Here is an 18,227-nt window from a genome sequence, read left to right as displayed (position 1 = left end):
GCCAACCCGGCCGACCAGGCACCAGACCAGGACCACGATCAGGACATCGAAATCGTCGACGCTCTTAAAGAGGGCACCGACGGCGGTCCGGTTGAAATCACGGACTCTGGTCTCACGCTGAACTTGGGCAGCGCGCAAGATTACCAGGACCCGGAACCCGAAGAGGTCAGCCCGGAGGAACTGCGCGCACTCGCTGAAGTAGAAGCGGAGTTAAACCAGCGCTGGCCGGAGACGAAGCTGGATCCGTCGCTAGAGCGCATCGAAAAGCTTATGGACCTGCTCGGTCACCCGGAGCGTTCCTTCGATGTCATCCAGATCGCCGGTACCAACGGCAAGTCCTCGACTGCGCGCATGGTTGATTCGCTGCTGCGTTCCTTCCACCGCCGCGTTGGTCTGGTCACCAGCCCGCACCTGCAGCGCGTCACTGAGCGCATCGGTATCGATGGCAAGCCCATCCACCCGCGCGATTACGTGCGCATTTGGGAAGAAATCCGCCCCTACGTGGAAATGGTCGACGCCCAAAGTGACGTACCGATGTCCAAGTTTGAGGTGCTCGTCGCGATTTCCTATGCGGCATTTGCCGATGCACCTATCGATGTCGCTGTCGTCGAAGTCGGCATGGGCGGCACTTGGGATGCCACCAACGTCGTCAACGCCGACGTCGCCGTGATTACCCCGATTGGCTTAGACCACACGGACTACCTCGGCGATACGCTGACGGAGATTGCAGGCGAAAAAGCCGGCATCATCAAAGAGCGCAGCGACAAAGACGATCCGGTTACCCCGAATGAGAACATCGTCGTCATCGCTGAGCAGGACCCGGAAGCGATGAAGGTCGTCCTGCAGCGCGCCGTCGATGTTGATGCCGGTGTCGCCCGCGCGGGTGCCGAGTTCGCCGCCGTGGAATCCCGCCTGGCCGTGGGTGGCCAGCAGGTCAATATTCAAGGCCTGGGCGGAATGTACGAAGACATCTTCATTCCGCTGCACGGTGAACACCAAGCCCGCAATGCCGCGGTGGCTCTGGCTGCCGTCGAGGCTTTCTTCGGCGCCTCCAGCGGCCACCCACTCGACATTGCCAGTGTCCGCAACGGTTTCAACGAAACCCGCAGCCCCGGCCGTTTGGAACGTGTGCGCACCTCGCCGACGACGTTTATCGATGCCGCCCACAACCCGCATGGCGCCCGCGCTCTGGGTGCCGCCCTGGAACGCGACTTCGACTTCGCACGGCTCATTGGTGTTGTCTCTGTCTTCGCGGACAAGGATGCCGCGGGGGTACTCACTGCACTCGAGGATCACTTGAGCGACATCGTCGTCACGCAGAACTCCTCGCCGCGCGCCATGGATGCCTATGAGCTGGCCGAACTCGCCCGCGAAATCTTCGGCGAAGAACGCGTCTACGTCGCCGATGACCTGCCTGGCGCCTACGCCCAGGCCGTCGAGTTGGCCGAGGATGCGGAGATCCAGTCCGGCTCCGGTATCGTCATCACTGGTTCGGTGGTCACCGCCGGCGACGCCCGCACGATGTTTGGAAAGGAGCCTGCATGAGCAAGCAGGTCCCAGAAAATGAAATTGGACCGCTCGGCATGGGCGGCAAGCCCGCCAAAGACCCGCTGAAAAGCTTCAACGGCATGGTGATTGCCAGCTCCCTCATCATGGAATCAATCACCCTGGTCCTGGCTTTGCCGGTGCTCAACAAGCTTTACGATGGCGAACTCTGGGTCCCCTTCAACTACGGCGTCGTCATCGCCTTGATTGTCTTCCACCTGGGCATGCTGATCTTCGTCAGCCAGCGCTGGGCACTCACCGCCATCATCGTCGTCCAAATCTTAGGCATCATCTTAGGCTTCATGGTCCACTGGGGCGTTGCCGCCATCATGATCATCTTCTGCGCCCTGTGGTTCCTCGCCGCCTACATGCGCAGCAACCTAGTCGCCCGCATGCAACGCGGCCTGCTGACGACCCAGCACCTCAACGCGCAAGAGGATTAACACCTCTCGCGAGGGAAGGCTAAAGCCTCCCTCGTGGCGAATAGGAAAGGCCCGCTTCGGCGGGCCTTTCGCTAGTTTTTGGACAGGGTGACTTCGTCGACAAGGTCACCGCTATCGACGTTGTAGGTGCTAAAGGTCAGTTCGGTCGGGGAGACCTCCACGTTGGTGTAGTCCGGGGTTTCATCCTGGTTCCACACCGCAGTCCACTCGTCGCCGGTTTCTTCGGTGGCTTCCTCGTCGTAGGCGGAAAAGCCGTAGAACTTCGAGGCGGACGAGGAGTTGGCCACCAGGTAGAGGGTTTGGCCTTCCTCGGGATAGAGGACATCGCCAGCCTGCGGTTCGTATTCGGGGTCATTCTCCGGAATAACCGGGGTGGTTCCCTCCATGAGGTGGGAGCGGGTGTAGATGTGGTCGTGGCCGCCGAGGACGGCGTCGACGCCGGCATCGGAAAGCGCGGGTGTTAACTCGTTGCGCAGGCGCTCGATGTTGAAGTCATCGTTGTGGCCTGCCTGGGAGTACGGGGAGTGGTGGAAGGTGGTGATGATCCAGTCCTTGTCGCCACCGTGTCCTTCGACGACGCGATTGACGTAATCGATGTGCTTCTTCACCGAAAAGCTGTTGGTGAAGTTGGAATCCAGCGCGATGATGAGCGCATTGTTGCGCTCGAAGAAGTAGTTGCCGTCCTCCAGGTTCGGGAAGGCGTAGTTGTTGTAATACATCGCCGGGTTGAGCACGTCGTGGTTGCCCATCAGCGTGGCAGTGGGGAACTGGCCGAGCTCCGGTGCGGACTTGAATGCATCGTGGTGGTGCTGCACGCCTGCTTCGACCTGGTCGCCAGCAGAGAGTAAGAACAACGAGTTCGGATGTGCCTGCGTGGAGGTAGTGACGGTCTGCTGCCAGGTCTGGGTATCAGCGGCTAAATCCCCAGAGGAACCCAGCTGCGGGTCGCCGTAGAAGAGGAAGTTCCACTCATCGCCAGCAGTGCCCGTGTTGAAGGTCTGCGGCTTAGACCAACCGAACTTATCGGAACCAACCTGGTAGGTATAGGAGGTTTCTGGCCGCAAATCATTCAACTCAACCTTATTGGAATACGCACCGACGGCGAGCGAACGATCGGAAGCGATAGTTAGTGCATCCTCCGGGAATTCTTCACCGTTCATCTCCTCGGTGGGAGCAATGATGGCTTCTTCTTGACCGATGCGCAGGTCCTCGGTGTACCAGGAAAGCAGCAGCTGGCTGGCATCGGTTCCGGGCTGCAGGATGGGCTGGGTGACATCGCCGGTCTCAGCAGAAGCGGTGGCCATACCCATGCCAGTAGCAAGGGTGGTGGCGGTAACAGCGGCCAGAATCCGGGAAGAACGCATTAAGTATTCCTTGAAAGATAGTAGAGCAAACAATGGGCCGCTATAAAGTAACCCAAACTCTAGACCTTCGCAGCGCGAGTGGGATTTACGTATCCTGGGGTGGCATGACCACCACAATTAACGAACCACAGCACGACGTTACCAACCCCGTCACCGGGGAAGTCATTGACAGCGTGCGTATTTATGACGAGGCCGATACCGTCGCGGCCATCGAACGCGCACGTAGCGCCCAAAAGCAATGGGCAGAAACCAGCATGAAAGAGCGCAGGAAGATTATGCTGCGCTACCACGACCTGGTGCTAGAAAAGCAGGCCGAGGTGCTCGACCAGCTGCAGGCAGAAACCGGTAAGAACCGTGCTTCTGCATTCGCCGAGGTCTTGGATTCGGCATTAGCATCCCGCCACTACGGTTATGGCGCGAAGGAATTGCTTAAGACTAAGCGCGTGCGCGGTGCTTTCCCGCTGGTGACCAAGACTGAGGTCGAGCGCGACCCGATTGGTGTCGTCGGCATTATTAGCCCCTGGAATTACCCGCTGGCGCTTTCTATTGCGGATGCGATTCCAGCGCTGATGGCAGGCAATGCCGTTGTTCTTAAACCTGACCTGCAGACCCCGTTGACCCCGCTGCTGGGTGCGGAGTTGATGTACGAGGCCGGTCTGCCGCGTGAGGTGCTGCAGATCCTGCCGGGTAAGGGCACGGAGGTAGGCCAGGGCATCGTAAAGAATGCTGATTACGTCATGTTCACTGGCTCTACCGAGACCGGAAAGAAGCTCGCCGCGCAGGCTGCGGAGCGTCTCGTCGGCTTTTCCGGTGAGCTGGGTGGCAAGAACCCGCTGATTATTACCCACGATGCCAAGCCTTCCGACATCGTTGATTCTGTGCGTGAGGCCTGCTTTGCCAACTCTGGTCAGCTGTGCATTTCCATTGAGCGCATGTATGTTCACCGCGATGTGGCCGACCAGTTCATTCCGGCATTCCGCAGCGCCGTCGAAGCCATGCAGATTGCTGGCGACAACGACTGGCAGACCGATATGGGCTCGCTGATTTCGCCAGAGCACATGAACAAAGTCGACGAGTTGGTCCAGGATGCCGTGGCTAAGGGAGCGAAGGTACTCACCGGTGGCAAGCCGTTGCCAGAGCTCGGCCCGGCCTTCTACGCGCCGACGGTACTTAGCGATGTCCCGGAGGACGCCGACTTCTACCGCCAAGAGGCCTTCGGTCCGGTGGTCTTCATTGAGGTCGTCGACAGCGATGAGGAAGCTGTGCGTCGTGCCAATGACACCGAGTATGGTCTGAATGCGTCGGTCTTCGGTAAGGAATCCACTGCCCGCAAGCTAGCCTCGCAGCTGGAAGCGGGAACCGTGAACATCAACGAAGGCTGGGCTGCCGGCTGGTCGAGCTTCGATGCCCCGATGGGTGGCTGGAAGCAGTCCGGTATGGGCCGTCGCCACGGCGAGCAGGGTCTGTTGAAGTACACCGAACCGCGCACCGTGGCCGCACAGCGTGTGATTCCGCTGTCGCGTCCCTTCTTGGATGATGGTGCGCAGTGGGCTGGCCTGCTCACACTTGCGCTGAAGTCCGCGCGCGATCTGCTGCGCTAGACTTACAGCAATGCGCATCTTTTACTTCCTAGCAGCCGTCGTCTTTTGCATCGCAGCAATAGTGTTGCGTGCATGGACGGGCTCGCCTGCCTTACCGGTAGTAGCGATTATCGGTGCAGGCCTGTTCCTGGTGCTGGGCTTTAGTACGCACAGCGGTGATACCCCTGGTCGCGACCGTCCGCTGGAGCTGTCCGATCTGGATGAAAAGAAGCGCCAAACCATCCGCGACTTGCTGGACCAGGGCCACTACGGAACCGCAGTTAAGCAGGTGCGTTTATGGTTCCGCCATGTGGATCAAGAAGGTGCCGAAGAGGTCGTGCAGCAACTAGCCCGCCCCTGAGGGGCGCACGGCGTAGTTCTTTAGTACGATTGCTGACATGACTGAACGTACACTCATTCTCATCAAGCCAGACGGTGTTAAGAACGGCCACGTAGGCGAGATCATCTCTCGCATCGAGCGCAAGGGCCTGAAGCTGACCGCTATGGACCTGCGCGTTGCCGACGAGGAGACCGCAAAGAAGCACTACGCCGAGCACGAGGACAAGCCTTTCTTCGGCGAGTTGGTTGACTTCATCACCTCTGCTCCGCTGGTTGCTGGCATCGTCGAGGGCGAGCGCGCCGTCGAAGCATGGCGTCAGCTGGCCGGTGGCACCGACCCGGTCTCCAAGGCCACCCCGGGCACCATCCGCGGTGACTTCGCACTGAGCGTTGCTGAGAACATCGTCCACGGCTCTGACTCTGCAGAGTCCGCTGAGCGCGAGATCGCTATCTGGTTTCCGAACCTGTAAAGCACAGCGTTTTAAACACCTCACCCAGGCCCACCCGGCCTGGGTTTCGTGGTTTTAGACCTTCCGTTTAGCGGCTACGCAGCTGATTCAAACACCGCACGCCCAGGGGCTTGATGGTGAGTGTCCACGTTGGAAGTTTGTGGTACAAACCGGTGCGGTTGACGTCGGTAAGCTTTGCGCTGGCCAGTGTTTCCAGTGGTTCCTGTAGTTCTTCGACCTCGTCGACATCCATGATGCTAGGTAGCCACTTGGCCTGTATCGTATTGCCGTCGACAGCGCCGACCGCGATGAGTGCGGCAAGGATGTGCTCGTGTTCTTCAGCGACATCGAGGCGTTCGTTCGTAATGCCTTCGAGCGAGCCGTCTTCCAAAATCTTGGCGCAGCGGCGCGCACCCACCATAAAGGGACGACGATGCTGCATCCACGTCACCAAAGCAAACACGCTGCCCAAGTAGACCCCACCAACTGCGGCCCCAATCGTGGGTGGGACTTCAATGTCGAACTGGCCGGCGAAGGGAGCAGCTAACATCGGTATGAATGCGCCAATGACCGGTGACCAGTAGGCCAGTAGGGGATAGTCACCAGAGCGATACTCAGTAATTTCTGGCGATAGGTTGGCGGGAAAGTTGCGAAAGACCCAAAACCCCATAACAAGAGCCAAAACCGTGCTCAGCATCGCGAAGGTAAACATTATCGGCTCGCCCGTAGTCAGGCTGGTAATCGCGAATGCAGTCGGGACGAACATGCTCGCGTATATGCCAAATGTCGGCTCATTACGGCGCCGGTAGTGGGCAACCATTTTGCCTACTTCTTGGCGACGTGCGGGTGGCTGAGTCATGAAATCAACTTAACACATCGCACCTGCACTCGAAGCCGCTTAAATGTGCCACAATGGGTGATGAACTGTCGCACCAAGCGTGGACAGTAAGAACTTCATAGAGCACACAAGCAATTCCGCAGGATAAGGAAATCCCTGTGCGGCGGCGGCATCGGAAAGCAAGGTGCCTGCGCCCGGGGAACACTGCGCGAGACCTACGTAGGAGTACTCCTCACATGATGGCTAAAAAGCCCGAAGACTCAACCAACACAACTGAAAACCTAGAAGCCGCAGCGGTACTGATTAGCAAGTTAGACCGCTCGGAAATCGGCGAGAAAATTCGCCTCTATACCCTGGCCAAGAAAATTGGACTGGCCTCCAAAGAACTCGTCGCCCAATTCGCCGAGTTAGACATCAAGAAAGCACCCCAATCCTCTGTAACCGCCGAGGAAGCTGACAAGGTGCTCAACCACATCGTCGAAGCCGACGAAAAGCTACGCGACCGCGTCCGCAAGAACGTCGCCAACGAAATCCACCAAATCGAAGAAAAGGTGGAAAAGGAAGTCGAAGAACGCCGCGAAGAAGAGGAAGAAGATAAGTCGTCCTCTGAGGAGTCTGCTGATTCGTCGGCTGACGATGCCGATGACGACGACGAGCAGGACGAGCCTGAGGTTGAGCAGGACCTGGGCACCATGGACATCGAAAAGCTGCATGAGGCCCTCGTCGAAGCAGGCGATGACTTCGAAGAAGACGACGCCCCAGTTGTGACTCCGATGCCAGAGGATGAGCCGGAGGTCTACGACTTCGCACCGATCTTTAAGGCACCGACGCCGCAGCCGAAGCGCGAGACTGAATCTGGCAAGGGCCGTCGTCGCGGCAGCCGTGGAACCTCGCGTGGTCGGGGAGCAGAGGCTGAGACCGATACCGAGCAGCAGGACGACGTCGAGCAGATTGAAGAGCCGAAGGCTGTGCGTGGCTCGACTCGTATTGAGGCGCAGCGTCGTCGTCGCAGCGAAATGCGCGAGAAGGGACACCAGCGCAAGCATCTGGTCTCCCAGGCTGAGTTCTTAGCGCGCCGGGAATCGGTGGAGCGCACCATGGTCGTGCGCGATAAGAAGCGCAACGATGGCGGCGGCTGGATTACCCAGGTCGGCGTGCTGGAAGACGATCTGCTGGTCGAGCACTTCGTGACCACGGAGTCCCAGGCGTCGATTATTGGCAACATCTACTTGGGCCGTGTGCAGAACGTGCTTCCGTCGATGGAGGCTGCCTTCATCGATATCGGAACCGGTCGCAACGGCGTGCTTTATGCCGGTGAAGTTGATTGGCGTGCTGCCGGTCTGGGCGGGCGTTCCCGTCGCATTGAGCAGGCGCTCAAGGCCGGCGACCAGGTACTCGTACAGGTCACCAAGGACCCGCTGGGCCACAAGGGCGCACGCCTGAGTACTCAGATTTCGCTGGCGGGTCGTTACCTGGTGTACGTGCCAGGTGGTCGCAGCGCAGGTATCTCGCGCAAGCTACCCGTGCCGGAGCGCAAGCGTTTGAAGGACATCCTGGAGCGCGTCGTATCCGACAAGGGTGGTGCGATTATTCGTACCGCTGCCGAAAACGTGGCTGAGGAAGCCATTGCTTCCGACGTCAATCGTCTGCAGCTGCAGTGGGATGCCATCACCCAGCGTGCTGAGCAGGAAAAGTCTTCTAAGGGCGCCAAGCCGGTCACTCTCTACGAAGAGCCGGACCTGCTGGTCAAGGTCGTGCGTGACCTCTTCAACGAAGACTTCTCCCACTTGGTGGTCGATGGTCGTCGTTCCTTTAACACCGTGCGCGCTTATGTCGATTCCATGGCTCCGGACCTGGCTGATCGCGTTGTCGAGTACCAGCGCAACGAACACGGCGGTCAGGACGCGTTTGAGAACTACCGCATCGATGAGCAGCTACATAAGGCACTCAGCCGCAAGGTCTGGCTGCCGTCTGGCGGCACGCTGATTATCGAGCGCACCGAAGCTATGACCGTCATTGACGTCAACACCGGTAAGTTCACCGGTTCAGGCGGCAACCTGGAAGAAACTGTCACCAAGAACAACTTGGAGGCAGCCGAGGAAATCGTGCGCCAGATGCGTCTGCGCGATCTGGGCGGCATGATTGTCGTCGACTTCATCGACATGGTCCTGCCTGAAAACCAGGAGCTGGTCCTGCGCCGCCTTAAGGAAGCCTTGGGCCGTGACCGCACGCGCCACCAGGTCTCTGAGGTGACCTCTCTCGGCTTGGTACAGATGACCCGTAAGCGCCTGGGAACCGGCCTTCTCGAGTCCTTTGCCACTGAGTGTGAGCACTGCCATGGCCGTGGTCTCATTGTCCACGAGTACCCGGTGGATGAAGAGCCTGAGCACGACCACGACAACCGCAAGTCCCGCCGTTCCAAGAAGAAGAACCAGGACCCAGCTGGTCACCCTGCGGCGAAGGCGATGCATCGTCACGAAGACGCCGAGGACGAAAGGCAGGGTGCTCAGAACAAGTCTGAGCACGACAAGGCAGACAATGCTGACAAGGGTGACAAGAAGAAGTCCAAGAAGGACTCCGATGCGGAGCTGGAAGAGCTCGTCGCCAATGTCGTGATTGAGGAGACTCCGGCATCGCGTCGCCGCCGTCGTCGTAAAGCAAGCTCCAAGGGCTCCCGTAAGGAGCAGAAGCAGCAGCACGACGATAAGCCTTCCAAGAAGGGCGATAAGCCCGAGAAGAAGGCGGAGCGTAAGTCCGAGCGCAAGGCGGATTCCAAGGCTGAGAAGCCAGAGCAGAAGCAGACCTACGAAGAGGCTGTCGCTGAATTTGAGGCCTCTCCACGCCGCAAGCGCAAGACTCGTGGCAACTCCCGCTCGGACCACCGTCCGCAGCGCAGCGACTTCGAGGACGCGCCACAGCAGCAGGCTGAGGACGTAGCGGCGGAGAAGCAAGAGAAGCGCACCGAAATGCAGGTGCAGCGCACCAGCCGCAAGCGTCGTCGTGCCGTGCGCCGTACGACCAAGCCGAAGATGGAGGCGGCAAAGGTCGAGGCTTCGCAGCAAGATGCGAAGCAAGAAGACACGAAGCCGAAGGCCGACAAGCGGCAGTCTGACAAGAAGGAGACCGGCAAGCCGAAGGTGACCGTGCGGAACTCGCATGGGCGTCGTCGTGCGGTGCGCAAGACGGTGCGTCGTAAGGCAGACAGCCACGATGCCGCGCCAAAGCAGCAGGTCAAGCAGCAGTCTGCGGAGGCTGAGCAGAAACCTAAGGCCGATGCGAAGTCCTCTGGAAGCAAGCCTTCCCGCGGACGCGGGCGTCGTCGAGTGACACGCCGGGGACGGAAATAACCGCAAAACCTTGCGCGGTTTGTATTTTCCACTGTCTGCAGGGTAGTCTTTGACAGTCGTTGGTTAGGCATGCGCTGCGCCGGAATGAACTGGCGCGGCGACGGTGTCCGCACCCGGCCTAAACGCAATTTGCACATTGTCCACACGGAAGTGGCACCCCGCCGCTTCCCAGCGAGTTTAGATAAGGGGTAACCCTCTATGTACGCGATCGTCAAGACCGGCGGCAAGCAGTACAAGGTTGCTGAAGGTGACCTCGTCAAGGTCGAGAAGATCGAGGGTGAGCCAGGCTCTGCCGTAGCTCTCACCCCGGTTCTGCTCGTCGATGGCGCAACCGTCAAGGCGAAGGCTTCCGAACTGGAAAACGTCTCCGTCAACGCAGAGATCGTCGAGCACGGCAAGGGCCCGAAGATCGACATCCTGAAGTACAAGAACAAGACTGGTTACAAGCGACGCCTCGGCCACCGTCAGCCGCAGACCGTCATTAAGATCACCGGTATCAAGTAAAGCCTTAACCGGCTCGATTCATCCCTAAAGGAGGGAAACCACATGGCACACAAGAAGGGTGCTTCCAGCTCCAGCAACGGTCGCGACTCCGAGTCCAAGCGCCTCGGCGTTAAGCGCTTCGGTGGTCAGCAGGTTAAGGCCGGCGAGATCATCGTGCGTCAGCGCGGCACCAAGTTCCACCCGGGTGAGAACGTCGGCCGCGGCGGCGACGATACCCTGTTCGCTCTGAAGTCCGGCTCCGTGCAGTTCGGCATCAAGCGCGCACGTCGCATCGTCAACATTGTTCCGGCTCAGGAGGCCGCAGCTGAGGCTTCTGCCTAAGCAATAACTTCTGCTAAGGCCCAAGGACTTTTGGTCCTTGGGTCTTTTTCTATGCCCAATCAGTATTAAAGGTCTATCCCGCGTGCATTTCCCCTTGTTAGTGGGTGGATCTCACTTACTGAGAACAACAAGCGAATTTTAATTATCGATACAATGCAAACCTTACAAAACCTGGTCTTTCACTGACTGCAAGGCTGTACGCGCTGGGCTAATAAAATCCTGAGATTCATACAAGTTAAAAGGTGTATGAAAATTTCCTCTTGCAAACATGAGCAGATCGCTATACGCTAAGCGCGTAGTTAACACTGGAGAAGGCTGACAAGACTTATTGATTGGCCTTCACTAACCCTGCTTGGAAGGAAAAGGTCGGGTTATGACCTCTCTTCAACTCTCGCATCGCCAGCGTCATCACCGCTAGCGCGCTCGCCATCATGGGCACCGGGTTGCCATCGGCCAGGAGGCAACCCCTACTCCTACTGGGGAAGTAGGTGCTGAGACCACCCCATCCGCTACTCAGAACGCTGACCGCATTGATCCGAATGCGACCGTCACTCTGAATATCCACAAGAAGCTTGGTGACCCACCTAGTGCCGATGAGGCAGCGGGTTTGCCAAGGCTAGAGGGTGCAACGTTTGAGATCGGACGTGTGGCAGACGTGGACCTGACTACTCAGGCTGGTCAGGCTGAAGCGAGCCGACTCGGTGGTCTGGACCAAGCGGGAATTGCTGGTCTAACAGTCGAAAATGCTGTCGAAGTTAAAACCGATGCAAACGGCGAAGCAAATTTCGAGGGTCCTATTGGTCTGTACCGCGTTACTGAGCGTAATAACCAGGGCTACACCACAGCGCCTGCTTTTCTGATTGCGCTCCCGTATGCGAATAGTGACGGCAAGTGGACTTACACTCGCGACGTCTACCCGAAGAACCAGCAAATCATTCCTTCTAAGCAGGTTGATGACAATGGTGTCACCCTCGGTGAGGACTTGACCTACACGATCAACGCACCGGTTCCTGCAGGCACCTTGTCCCGTTTCAATATTGTTGACCCGTTGATTTCTGCACTTACCTTGAAGCCAGAAGGCGTTGAGGTCGCCACAAGCCCAGTCGGCGCAGTGTCCTTCGATGTTGGCGATTACACCGTCACGACCAACGACAACACCCTTAGGGTGGACTTCAGTGAAGCAGGTCGTGAAAAGCTGCAGGAGGCACGTAAGGGCAACCCGGACCTGAAGGTCACCGTTAAGTTCAACGCGACTGTGAACTCGATTCCTGCGAACGGTCAGATTACTAACACCGCGACGATTGAGCTGCCGAATGGTGCATTCGTAAATACCGATGGCCCGGACCCGAATAACCCTGAGGGTGGCGATCAGCCGACCTCGACTACTTTCGGCAATTTGACCATCACTAAGACCTCCCCAAATGGTGATTCCACGCTGAACGGTGCAGAGTTTGAGCTCTACCTCTGCCAGGCTGAAGAAGATGGCACCTACACCTCGCTAGGCGAGGCCTTGCCGGTGGCTACTACTGAAACCGGCAATGTTTTGAACAAACTGACTACCTCTGGCGGTAACGATTCAGGTGGGGTTGCCCGCAAATCGTGGACACGTAGTTAAGCGGCTTTAGTATTGGCCGCGGTAGTTGGGGTCTTTTCTTGGGTGGTCTGGTTTTCGAAGGTAACGGGTGGGATCATCCTGATGGCTGAGTGTCGGCGCCGCCGGTTGTAGACCACTTCAATCCAATAGGCCACCGCCTTGCATGCCTGGTCCCTGGTGACCCACGTTGACCGGTCATAGAACTCGGTCTTGAGCGTGGACCAAAACGACTCGCTCATCGCGTTATCAAAGCACACCCCTGTACGGCCCACAGATTGGGAAATCCCTAGTTCCTGACAAACCTGCCACATCTGTGTGCTGGTGAACTGGCACCCACGGTCAGCGTGAAACACCAGACCATCAGGTGCTTCACCGCGCAGCGTGTGCGCCATGCGCAGTGCACGTTCCACCAAGTCCGTTGTCTGAGCAGAATCCATCGCCTATCCCAGTACCCGGCGGGAATGCCCATCGCGGATAACGCACAGGTACAACCAGCCTTCACCGGTGCGCAGATAGGTAATATCCGATAGCCATACCCGGTTAATATCACCAGCATCAAACAGGCGCTTAACCAGGTCAGGAAGATTCGACCCGTGCTCGGACTGGATGGTCGTGACAGGAGCGAACCTGCGTGGCGAGATGCCTTCGATACCCATCAGGCGCATCCTTTTGGCAACCGTTTTGCGGTCAGGATAGAAGCCGTAATCGGCTAGTTCCGCAGTGATCCGTGGTGAGCCGTAGACTTCATCTGATTCATCCCAAATCTTCTTAATCTGCTTGTCCAGCGCCTCTAAGTAGTTCTGGCGCCTATCCTCGCCGCAATCGCGCTGCCACTGCTTGTAGACCCACTTATAGAAGCCAGAACGAGATACCTTCAAAAGCCTGGCCATGCGCTTGATGCTGTAGTTCGCCTTCTCCCGCTGCATTAGTTCGAATCGTTCCGCTGTCGTTGCTTCGCAGCGAAGAAGGCTGTTGCTTTTGACAAGAACTCGTTATCCATTCGAGCCTCAGCCAACTCACGGCGCAGCCTGGCGTTCTCAGCACGTAGATCGGCCTGGCTCATCCCGTCGACGGTTCCCTGGCGTTCGCGCTCATTTTTGACCCACCTGCCCAACAAACCGGCGCTGACTCCGATTTCCTCAGCAACGTGAGCAATCGGCCGACCAGTCTCAATGACCAGCCTGGCTGCCTCCGCCCGATACTCCGAGGTGTACTTCCGGCGTGTTTGACTCATAATGAACATCCTCTCTGACGGACACAGTATCCGTCCTAATCGGGTGTCCACTACTCGAGGGTAACCGCAGACCACGTTTACCAACGTGCCAGTGGGTGCTGAGTGCGACATCACCGGTGATCAGTTTGGTCAGTTGGACCTAACGAAGGATGATCCGTCTGGCCGTACGCTGGAGACGTTGCTGAAGCCGAACCAGGTTATTTGGCAGTTGCGTCGTGACGACCAGTCAGCATTCACGGATACGGATCTCGATGATGGTGAGACGACTTCACCGAAGATGACCGTGGATGACAATGTGGGTTCCGGCGGCGACGGTAACGTCGTGGACCTGACCAACTACTACCAGTTCGTCCCCACGCAGATGCAGATGACGAAGAAGGTCAACGCCAGCGACAACGCATGGCAGAAGCTGCAGGAAGCAGATACCTCCTTCCGCTTTGCTTACCAGTGCCAGGGTGTTGGCTACTCGCTATCGAATGTGGGCCTTCCAGGATCTGTAGGGGTTACTGAGGACGGTAACTTCGACAATGCGGATCGTCGCTTTACCAGTGACACTGTTCAGATTCCTGCCGGTGCATGGTGCACCATGCAGGAGCTGGAGCCGGAGAACAAGCCAGCTGCGCTGGATTGGGAAGCTGACGAAACTGAGATTTCCAAGCAGGTCGGACGTGCCGAAGATGACGTTGAGTCCTATGACTTCGTCAACAACTTCGACCAGCGCACCGTTCCGGTTCGCTTGGCTGCGTTGCAGGATGGCTACATCGCTGGTGCGGAGGATGCTTCCTACAACTTCAACATCCGTTGTACTGATGAAGAAGGCACGACCCTGACTGAGAACTTCACTGTTGGTCAGGCATACTCGTCGGCGACCGTGGCTGACGATGCCCCACCAATTAGCAACCGCGTCGTCCAGCTTCCGGTGGGCGCGGACTGCACCTTGGACTTGAATGATTCGTCGGCACTCGCTGCCCGCCCGCAGTTGGAGGTCACCAATGGTGCGCGTACGCCTTACGTGGCCTTCGGTAAGTGGGTCGGCGGTGTCGCCGAAGAGGACAACCCGGATACCAAGCTGGTCGACCTGAAGGCAGATCAGGTGGGGCAGGACCTCAAGAACTACTCTTACGACTTCAGCGTCAGCGATGAGCTGGTATCGGCTAATGGTGCACCTGTGATGACGATTGCTGCTGAGGCAATGCACCTGCGCGCCAAGGTGGATGTCAGCTTCAAAAAGACGTCAGAAGGTGCTGCTGGTGAGGGACGACAGTTCCACTTCAGTACTACCTGTGGATCGGACTTCAACCTGACTGCCAACCAGACGCAGCTGCTTCGCGACATCGAAGTCGACCGCGATTGCTTCATCCAAGAGCGTCCTATCCTGACGGGAGATACTGAGGAAGGCGCCGAAGAAATCAATGCTGTCGCCAGTGTGGAAAGCGCTGGTGCGAACTTAGGCGACTCGACGGCGGGCAATCTGACTGCCACTGAGGATGGGCACCTAGGTGCGGCATTCTGGAACTTCGGTGTGCACCCAGTGGGCAACGCCAGTGACACTAGTCGTTCGGGCCCGCCGTGGACCCTGGTGGCGAAGAACTCCTTCCCAGGCTTTGAGTTGGACAAGCACATCGAAGGTGCGCCGATTAGTGCGGTTACCGGTGCGGTGGCTGATACGGCGGTGCTGCCTGATGAGGCAGAGACCATGCGCTTTAACTACACCGTTCGAAACAATGGTGCAGTTCTTGCCGGGGAGTTCAGCATCCGCGAGCCGGAACTGGCTGGCTACACGGTCCGCGATGCCGCCGGTGGCGAGTATGTCATCGATGACAACGGCACTATCCCGGCTGAAGTGTGCAACCTCAACGATGGTCGCGAGTTGCCCAAGGGTGAAGAGCGCACCTGTTCCTTCGATGTGGTGATTAACGCCCCAACCGATGAGTCCTATAGCTACCGCGGTACTGCGGTAGTCACGGGTACGGCTGCGGGTGCGACCTTCACCGCGGAAGATACTTATGGTGCGTTCCGCCTGAGCGCGGCTCTGGGCTTCCTGCTGCCGGATACCGGTATGCAAACTCTGGTCTGGGTGCTGCTTATTGCACTGCTAGTGTTGGGCCTGGGACTGTGGTCTTACCTGCGCAATCGCAATGAGGAAGACGAAGAGCTGGCTGCACAGACCAGCGAGCAGTAATCGAGAAACCAGGATGGTTGATGGCTAATTCCACGAAGGTGCAGCGTCCGCCGCGCAAGCGGCGGCGCTCACTGTGGCTGATTCTGGCCGGCATTCTGCTTCTGCTGTACCCGATCGTCGCCACGCAGATTAACGACTACAACCTGCAAAAACAGGCAGAGTTGTACGAGGATTCGGTGCGCCAGATTGACCCGCCGAGCCAGCGCGAGCAGTACCTGCGCGAGGCAGAGGAGTACAACGAGTGGCTGGCCGGCCAGGGCCACCACGCGTACCCGCCGTTACCAGGTTCACCAGGCTATGAGCGCTACATGCAGACCCTGGATGCGCCGGAGACCCACGGTGTGATTGCGCGTCTGCGCATTCCTTCCATTGAGGTTGACCTGCCCGTTTATCACACCACGGCACCAGACGTGCTTTACGATGGCGCCGGGCACATGTTTGGCTCCTCCCTTCCTGTAGGCGGCGAGGGCAACAATGCAGTGTTGTCAGCGCATACCGGCATGGTGGATGCCTCCATGTTTGATAATTTGCCGCGGCTCAAAGATGGCGAAATTGTCAGCATCGAAGTCATGGGCCGGGTGCTGCACTACAAGGTCACCGGCCGCGAGGTCGTCGCCCCGGATGACTACGAGGCGGTCGAATACGTCGAAGGCGAAGACCGCCTGACGTTGATTACGTGTACGCCTTATGGCATCAACACCGATCGCCTGCTGGTACACGCAGAGCGCGTGTACCTCGGCAACGAACTTGACGATGGCGGTTGGGTACCGAAGCTGTCCTGGTGGATGATCGCCGCACTCATCGTCATCGCGTTGGTGCTGTTGATTGTCGCCTGGAACGAATACCGCCGGAAGCGCCGTGCCCGTGCGGCGAAGGAGGCCCGCGAGGCTTCGGAGGAAGCCGAATAGGCTGCTAGACTGGGGCCTTCACGTTTTAGATTTTTGCGGAGGAATTTCTACCATGGCTCGTTTTATTGACCGCGTCGTGCTGCACTTGCAGGCAGGCGACGGTGGGCACGGCTGTGTGTCGGTCCACCGCGAAAAGTTCAAGCCCCTCGGCGGCCCCGATGGCGGCAACGGTGGTCACGGTGGTGACATCATCCTGGAGGTCTCCAATCAGATTCACACGCTGATGGACTTCCACTACCGCCCGCACATCAAGGCCCAGCGCGGCGGCAATGGTGCCGGTGACATGCGCAATGGCGCCCGCGGTGAGGACCTGGTTCTTCCCGTGCCCGCCGGCACCGTCGTCCGCAACGAAAAGGGCGAAACCCTGGCTGACCTGGTCGCGCCGGGCACGCGCTTCGTTGCTGCCCAAGGCGGCTTTGGTGGCCTGGGCAATGCGGCGCTGGCATCCGCACAGCGCAAAGCTCCGGGCTTCGCACTGCAAGGCGAGCCGGGCGAGGCCCACGACTTGGTTCTCGAGCTGAAGTCCATGGCCGATGTCGGCCTGGTTGGCTTCCCGTCGGCAGGTAAGTCCTCGCTGATTTCCGTGCTCTCTGCGGCTAAGCCGAAGATTGGCGACTACCCGTTTACCACCCTGCAGCCGAACCTCGGAGTGGTGGACATGGGCAATGACGCCTTCACTATTGCGGACGTGCCGGGCCTGATTCCTGGTGCCGCAGCAGGCAAGGGCTTAGGCCTGGATTTCCTGCGCCACATCGAGCGCACCGCGGTGCTCGCCCACATCGTGGATACTGCTTCGATTGAGCCGGGCCGCGACCCGGTCTCCGATATTGAGGCACTCGAAAACGAGCTGGCCCAGTATCAGGAAGCCCTGCAGGAAGATACTGGTTTGGGTGACCTGCGCGAGCGTCCACGCGTGATTGTGCTGAACAAGGCCGATGTGCCTGAGGCACGCGAGCTGGCAGAGTTCGTCAAGGAAGACCTGGAAAAGCAGTTCGGCTGGCCGGTCTTTATTATCTCGGCTGCTGCACGCCAGGGCTTGGAGCCGCTGAAGTACAAGCTGTTCGAGATGGTCACCGAGCATCGCAAGTCCCAGCCGAAGGTCAAGCGCGAGGATAAGGTGCTGCGCCCGCAGGGCCAGGGCCGTAAGAAGCATGCTGGTGCTTATGCAGACTTCACCGTCAAGAAGGACCCACAGGTCCAGGGCGGTTACATCGTCGAAGGCGACAAGATCGACCGCTGGATTACCCAGACCGACTTCGAAAACGAAGAGGCCATCGGCTACCTGGCAGACCGCCTGGCCAAGGCCGGTGTCGAAGAAGAGCTGTTCAAGCAGGGCGCTGAGGAAGGCTGCCCGGTGACTATCGGTGGTATTACCTTCGAGTGGGAGCCGATGGCCGGTGGCGATCCGACCCTGGCTGGTCGTGGTCGCGATGCCCGTCTGCAGAACAACCAGCGTGCATCGGCAGCTGAGCGTAAGCGTGCCTCCCAGGCACGCCGTGGCCTTATCGACGAGTTCGACTTCGGTGATGAAGAGGTCACTCGCGAGTCTGCTAACCGCGATCGTTGGCAAGGTTAACAA

14 protein-coding genes and 1 pseudogene are annotated in these 18,227 nt (G+C 58.5%); 12 read left to right on the top strand and 3 right to left on the bottom strand.

The genetic code is table 11. The features are described from left to right. The first annotated feature begins 51 nt into the window (after positions 1-51). Both folC and UL81_RS08720 read left to right on the top strand, forming a co-directional pair. Positions 52-1,545 carry a bifunctional tetrahydrofolate synthase/dihydrofolate synthase gene (folC, locus tag UL81_RS08725; protein WP_179944131.1) on the top strand — a complete coding sequence of 498 codons (1,494 nt, stop codon included), beginning with the start codon at positions 52-54 and terminating at the stop codon, positions 1,543-1,545. Beyond that, complete coding sequence (locus UL81_RS08720; RefSeq protein WP_035105873.1) at positions 1,542-1,988, top strand: DUF4233 domain-containing protein; 447 nt, start codon at positions 1,542-1,544, stop codon at positions 1,986-1,988. Before folC ends, UL81_RS08720 begins: the two co-directional genes overlap by 4 nt. Before the next feature lie 71 nt (positions 1,989-2,059). On the opposite strand, the gene UL81_RS08715 is transcribed toward UL81_RS08720, so the two are convergent. Then, on the bottom strand, positions 2,060-3,352 hold the full coding sequence (locus UL81_RS08715) for a purple acid phosphatase family protein (protein WP_052097749.1): 1,293 nt from the start codon (positions 3,350-3,352) through the stop codon (positions 2,060-2,062). 104 nt (positions 3,353-3,456) lie between these two features. Between UL81_RS08715 and UL81_RS08710 the strand changes: the two genes are divergently transcribed. Genes UL81_RS08710 through ndk form a run of 3 tightly spaced genes read left to right on the top strand, consistent with a single transcriptional unit; the run spans position 3,457 to position 5,741 of the window. Further along, on the top strand, positions 3,457-4,953 hold the full coding sequence (locus tag UL81_RS08710; protein ID WP_035105874.1) for a succinic semialdehyde dehydrogenase: 1,497 nt from the start codon (positions 3,457-3,459) through the stop codon (positions 4,951-4,953). Positions 4,954-4,963: 10 nt separating this feature from the next. Continuing rightward, positions 4,964-5,293: a hypothetical protein gene (locus UL81_RS08705; protein ID WP_035105875.1), complete on the top strand. Its 330-nt coding sequence runs from the start codon at positions 4,964-4,966 to the stop codon at positions 5,291-5,293. 37 nt (positions 5,294-5,330) lie between these two features. Continuing rightward, on the top strand, positions 5,331-5,741 hold the full coding sequence (ndk, locus tag UL81_RS08700; RefSeq protein WP_035105876.1) for a nucleoside-diphosphate kinase: 411 nt from the start codon (positions 5,331-5,333) through the stop codon (positions 5,739-5,741). 67 nt (positions 5,742-5,808) lie between these two features. Here ndk and UL81_RS08695 read toward each other — a convergent pair whose 3' ends face one another. Then, positions 5,809-6,579: a hypothetical protein gene (locus UL81_RS08695; RefSeq protein ID WP_144407178.1), complete on the bottom strand. Its 771-nt coding sequence runs from the start codon at positions 6,577-6,579 to the stop codon at positions 5,809-5,811. A gap of 218 nt (positions 6,580-6,797) precedes the next feature. Between UL81_RS08695 and UL81_RS08690 the strand changes: the two genes are divergently transcribed. From UL81_RS08690 to UL81_RS08670, 4 genes are all read left to right on the top strand, one after another. Continuing rightward, entirely contained in the window at positions 6,798-9,905 is a 3,108-nt protein-coding gene (locus UL81_RS08690; RefSeq protein ID WP_407921720.1) for a translation initiation factor IF-2 N-terminal domain-containing protein, read from the top strand. A gap of 198 nt (positions 9,906-10,103) precedes the next feature. Continuing rightward, positions 10,104-10,409 (top strand): 50S ribosomal protein L21, encoded by a 306-nt coding sequence (gene rplU, locus UL81_RS08685; RefSeq protein WP_035105879.1) that lies wholly within the window; start codon positions 10,104-10,106, stop codon positions 10,407-10,409. A 42-nt stretch (positions 10,410-10,451) separates the two neighbouring features. Next, positions 10,452-10,730, top strand: a complete 279-nt coding sequence (gene rpmA, locus UL81_RS08680) for a 50S ribosomal protein L27 (RefSeq protein ID WP_035105880.1) — start codon at positions 10,452-10,454, stop codon at positions 10,728-10,730. Positions 10,731-11,178: 448 nt separating this feature from the next. Then, positions 11,179-12,345 carry a SpaH/EbpB family LPXTG-anchored major pilin gene (locus tag UL81_RS08670; RefSeq protein ID WP_081961462.1) on the top strand — a complete coding sequence of 389 codons (1,167 nt, stop codon included), beginning with the start codon at positions 11,179-11,181 and terminating at the stop codon, positions 12,343-12,345. Here UL81_RS08670 and UL81_RS12185 read toward each other — a convergent pair. Further along, a pseudogene (locus UL81_RS12185) lies at positions 12,342-13,567 on the bottom strand (IS3 family transposase). The gene UL81_RS08670 and the pseudogene UL81_RS12185 sit on opposite strands and share 4 nt — an antisense overlap. Positions 13,568-13,643: 76 nt before the next feature. Here UL81_RS12185 and UL81_RS08655 point away from each other — a divergent pair. From UL81_RS08655 to obgE, 3 genes are read left to right on the top strand one after another with little or no spacing between them, the layout of a single operon-like run. Beyond that, positions 13,644-15,740: a DUF5979 domain-containing protein gene (locus UL81_RS08655; protein ID WP_144407177.1), complete on the top strand. Its 2,097-nt coding sequence runs from the start codon at positions 13,644-13,646 to the stop codon at positions 15,738-15,740. A 20-nt stretch (positions 15,741-15,760) separates the two neighbouring features. Then, complete coding sequence (locus tag UL81_RS08650) at positions 15,761-16,648, top strand: class C sortase (RefSeq protein ID WP_035107383.1); 888 nt, start codon at positions 15,761-15,763, stop codon at positions 16,646-16,648. A gap of 52 nt (positions 16,649-16,700) precedes the next feature. Further along, positions 16,701-18,224, top strand: a complete 1,524-nt coding sequence (obgE, locus tag UL81_RS08645; protein WP_035107380.1) for a GTPase ObgE — start codon at positions 16,701-16,703, stop codon at positions 18,222-18,224. Positions 18,225-18,227: the final 3 nt, after the last annotated feature.

The sequence above is a fragment of the Corynebacterium camporealensis genome, assembly GCF_000980815.1.
GTDB classification, from domain to species: domain Bacteria; phylum Actinomycetota; class Actinomycetes; order Mycobacteriales; family Mycobacteriaceae; genus Corynebacterium; species Corynebacterium camporealense.
Note: the sequence above shows the minus strand (reverse complement) of the source record. Positions and strands in the feature narration are given on the sequence as shown.

Coding starts and splice junctions, on each gene's coding strand:
- obgE (WP_035107380.1), top strand. CDS start 16,701: ATGGCTCGTTTTATTGACCGCGTCGTGCTGCACTTGCAGGCAGGCGAC.
- rpmA (WP_035105880.1), top strand. CDS start 10,452: ATGGCACACAAGAAGGGTGCTTCCAGCTCCAGCAACGGTCGCGACTCC.
- UL81_RS08705 (WP_035105875.1), top strand. CDS start 4,964: ATGCGCATCTTTTACTTCCTAGCAGCCGTCGTCTTTTGCATCGCAGCA.
- UL81_RS08710 (WP_035105874.1), top strand. CDS start 3,457: ATGACCACCACAATTAACGAACCACAGCACGACGTTACCAACCCCGTC.
- UL81_RS08720 (WP_035105873.1), top strand. CDS start 1,542: ATGAGCAAGCAGGTCCCAGAAAATGAAATTGGACCGCTCGGCATGGGC.
- rplU (WP_035105879.1), top strand. CDS start 10,104: ATGTACGCGATCGTCAAGACCGGCGGCAAGCAGTACAAGGTTGCTGAA.
- UL81_RS08695 (WP_144407178.1), bottom strand. CDS start 6,579: ATGACTCAGCCACCCGCACGTCGCCAAGAAGTAGGCAAAATGGTTGCC.
- UL81_RS08715 (WP_052097749.1), bottom strand. CDS start 3,352: ATGCGTTCTTCCCGGATTCTGGCCGCTGTTACCGCCACCACCCTTGCT.
- UL81_RS08690 (WP_407921720.1), top strand. CDS start 6,798: ATGGCTAAAAAGCCCGAAGACTCAACCAACACAACTGAAAACCTAGAA.
- UL81_RS08650 (WP_035107383.1), top strand. CDS start 15,761: ATGGCTAATTCCACGAAGGTGCAGCGTCCGCCGCGCAAGCGGCGGCGC.
- ndk (WP_035105876.1), top strand. CDS start 5,331: ATGACTGAACGTACACTCATTCTCATCAAGCCAGACGGTGTTAAGAAC.